We start from the raw sequence: 3,388 nt of genomic DNA on the forward strand, positions 1-3,388 counted from the left end.
GAGCCGTCACCGTCGCCTCTGCAGGCCGAGCCGGGGAATCCGGCCCGGCGGTGTCCGGACCCTCGCAACCACCGCTCGGATCGTCGTCGGGATCGTCGGGTCCGCCGTCCTTGTCGGCGAGGAGGTCGTCGAGCAGCCGGTCGTCCATCCCGGGGGAGTCGAACGGATTGCGGCGACGCCGGTGCGGCAAAGCGAGTTTCGCCGCGACCGCGATGTCCTCGCGGGTCACCTCGTCACGTCCGCACCACGCGGCGTGCGCGACCGCGGCCTTCGCGGTCACCAGGTCGGCGCGCATCCCGTCGACGTCGAACGCTGCGCACACCTCGGCGATCGCAACGAGCGCGGCATCGGGCAGGAGCACGTGCGGGAGCCGGAGCCGGGCATCGGCGATGCGACGCGACAACGTGGCCTCGGCGTCGGACCACTGCGCGACGAATCCTTCCGGGTCGGCATCGAACGCGAGCCGGCGCCGGACGATCTCCGCACGCTGTCCGGGGTCACGCGGCGCCGCGACCTCGACGGTGAGCCCGAATCGGTCGAGCAGCTGCGGCCGCAGCTCGCCCTCCTCCGGGTTCATCGTCCCCACCAGGACGAACCGGGCCGCATGCGTGACGGAGACGCCGTCACGCTCGACCGTCGAACGGCCCATCGCGGCGGCATCGAGCAGCAGGTCGACGAGGTGATCGTGCAGCAGATTCACCTCGTCGACGTACAGCACGCCGCGGTGCGCGAGCGCGAGCAGCCCGGGCTCGTATTCCGCCGACCCCTCGGCCAGCGCCTTGCCCAGGTGCAGCGATCCGGTTACCCGGTCCTCGGTGGCGCCGACCGGCAGTTCCACGAGCCGGGCCGGGCGGGTGTGCGCGGCGGCACCGGCGGGGTGCGGACCGTCGACACACGCCGGATCCGGGGCATCGGGATCGCAGCCGAAACGGCATCCCGTGACCACCGTGACCTGCGGCAACAGTGCCGCCTGTGCGCGCACCATCGTCGATTTCGCGGTGCCCTTCTCGCCGCGCACCAGCACCCCACCGATCGCCGGCGAGACGGCACACAGGGTCAGGGCCAGCGCCAGGTCGTCGGAGCCGACGACGGCGCTGAACGGATACACGTGCACAAGATCCTCCACAGGCTCCCGCTGGGACGTTCTGTCCGGCAGCCGAATCGAGGCCGGTATTCGGACTTCCCGGTCGAGCGCCGTGCGATCGCCTTCCCGGACCGACGGTCCAGTGGCTGCGCTTTCGCGCGTGATCGACGACTCCCGGGTCACCGCAGCGGGCCTGTGCCGGATTCACACCGGCTTCCCGATTATCCCCGTGAGGGGCACCTCGATTGTCACTGCCGCCGCCGAGTGTAGCCGGAGCGTCTCGGTTATGGTTCACCGCCATGGGTTCCTCGATCACCGTCGTCGGCGTCGGTGCGGACGGCTGGGACAGCATCACCTCCGACGGGCAGGCGCAGGTGCTGCAGGCCGACGTGCTGATCGGCGGACGCCGGCATCTGGCGCTGCTGCCCGATACGTCCGCTCTCCGCGAGCTGTGGCCGTCCCCGCTGCTCGCCGGTCTCGACGACCTGCTGGCGCGGCACGCCGGGCGCAGCGTCGTCGTGGTCGCGTCCGGTGACCCGATGGTGTCGGGCATCGGCACCACGCTGGTCCGCCGACTCGGATCCGATGCCGTGAGGGTGATCCCGGCGGTGTCCTCCGTTGCGCTGGCCCGTGCCCGGATGGGTTGGGCTGCAGAGGATTGCGAGACCGTGACCCTGGTGGGACGTCACGTCGGCACGTTGCGTCGCTATCTGACGTGCGACCGACGCCTCGTCGTACTGACCTCCGACGCCTCCGGTCCGGCGGAGGTGGCGCGACTGCTCGTCGACGCCGGTTTCGCGGAAGCCCGTGTCACCGTGCTCGCGAACCTCGGACACCCCATCGACGAAACGCGCCGCGACGGGCGGGCCGCCGACCTCGTCGATATGCCGGCTGCCGACCTGAGCCTGGTGTGCATCGAATGTTCCGGCGCCGAGGGCTTTTCGACCGCGCCCGGCCTCCCCGACGAATGTTTCGAGCACGACGGGCAACTCAGCAAACGTCCGATCCGCGTAGCGGCGGTGTGTGCGCTGGCGCCGAAGCCGGGGCAGCTGCTGTGGGACGTCGGGGCGGGCGCCGGATCGGTGGGTATCGAGTGGGCCCGCACCGATCCGCGCTGCCGCACGGTGGCGCTCGAGCACGATGACGCCCGCGCCGCCGCAATCGAACGCAACGCCGCCCGGCTCGGCGTCCCGACCACGGTGACGGTCGTGCGCGGTGCCGCCCCCGCCGCGCTGGCCGGACTAGAGACGCCCGACGCGATCTTCGTCGGCGGTGGAGGCAGCCGGTCGGGGGTGCTCGACACCTGCTGGGATGCGCTGCGTCCCGGTGGCCGCCTCGTCGCACACGCGGTGACGCTCGAGACCGAGGCGGTGTTGGTCGAGTGGTGGAAGCGCCGCGGTGGAGAACTCACGCGTCTGGCGGTCGAGCACGCTGCCGCGATCGGAACGTTCACCGGCTGGCAGGCGCTGCGACCGGTGGTGCAATGGAGTGTCGTGAAAGGTAAAATATGACAGTACATTTCGTGGGTTCCGGACCGGGGGCAGCCGATCTGTTGACGCTGCGGGCGGTTGCCCTGCTGCGCGAGGCGCCGATGGTGCTGTACGCGGGCACCTACCTGGACGAGGAGGTGCTGTCGCACTGTGCGGCCGGTGCCGAGCTGATCGACACCCAGAACCTCGATCTCGACGAGATCATCGCACACCTCGTCGATGCGCACCGGCGCGGGCTCGACGCCGTGCGGCTGTGCTCCGGTGACCCGTCGTTGTATTCGGCACTCACCGAACAGACCCGGCGACTCGACGCCGCGGGCGTGCCCTGGGACGTCACGCCGGGGGTGCCCGCGTACGCCGCGGCCGCCGCGACCCTCGGCACCGAACTGACGGTGCCCGAACTCGCGCAGACCGTCGTGCTGACCCGCACGCAGGCCCGGTCCACGAAGATGCCCGACGCCGAGGCGCTCGCAAAGGTCGCGGGGATTCGCGCGAGCCTCGTTCTGCACCTCGCGATCACGCGGATCCGCACGATCGCGGAAGAACTGAGCGCAGAGTACGGAACGGACTGTCCGGCCGCGGTCGTGGCGTTCGCGTCCCGGCCGAACCAGGTGGTGCTGCGCGGCACGCTCGCCGACATCGCGGACCTCGCCGAGGCGGCGGAACTGAAACACACCGCGGTCATCCTCGTCGGCAGGGCACTCGGCATCCGGGAGCAGGCGGACGTCGCGTGCTCGCATCTCTACGATCCGGCCCGCGACCGGGTGCGATAACCCGCCCTCCGTCCGAGCGAATGTACCGTTCGTCTCCTTCG

3 protein-coding genes and 1 riboswitch are annotated in these 3,388 nt (G+C 70.9%); of the genes, 2 read left to right on the top strand and 1 reads right to left on the bottom strand.

All coding sequences use genetic code 11. The features are described from left to right. Positions 1-1,114: ATP-binding protein (locus tag ACN675_RS28460; RefSeq protein WP_420754006.1), on the bottom strand; the 1,114-nt coding region annotated here is incomplete at its 3' end. A gap of 33 nt (positions 1,115-1,147) precedes the next feature. Then, a riboswitch (cobalamin riboswitch) is annotated at positions 1,148-1,343 on the bottom strand. Positions 1,344-1,383: 40 nt separating this feature from the next. On the opposite strand from ACN675_RS28460, the gene cbiE reads away from it, so the two are divergent. Beyond that, on the top strand, positions 1,384-2,595 hold the full coding sequence (gene cbiE / locus ACN675_RS28465; RefSeq protein WP_420754004.1) for a precorrin-6y C5,15-methyltransferase (decarboxylating) subunit CbiE: 1,212 nt from the start codon (positions 1,384-1,386) through the stop codon (positions 2,593-2,595). After that, positions 2,592-3,347 carry a cobalt-precorrin-4/precorrin-4 C(11)-methyltransferase gene (locus ACN675_RS28470; RefSeq protein ID WP_420754005.1) on the top strand — a complete coding sequence of 252 codons (756 nt, stop codon included), beginning with the start codon at positions 2,592-2,594 and terminating at the stop codon, positions 3,345-3,347. Before cbiE ends, ACN675_RS28470 begins: the two co-directional genes overlap by 4 nt. Positions 3,348-3,388 lie beyond the last annotated feature (41 nt).

The sequence above is a fragment of the Rhodococcus sp. O3 genome (assembly GCF_048897285.1).
In the GTDB taxonomy this organism is placed as follows: Bacteria; Actinomycetota; Actinomycetes; order Mycobacteriales; family Mycobacteriaceae; genus Rhodococcus.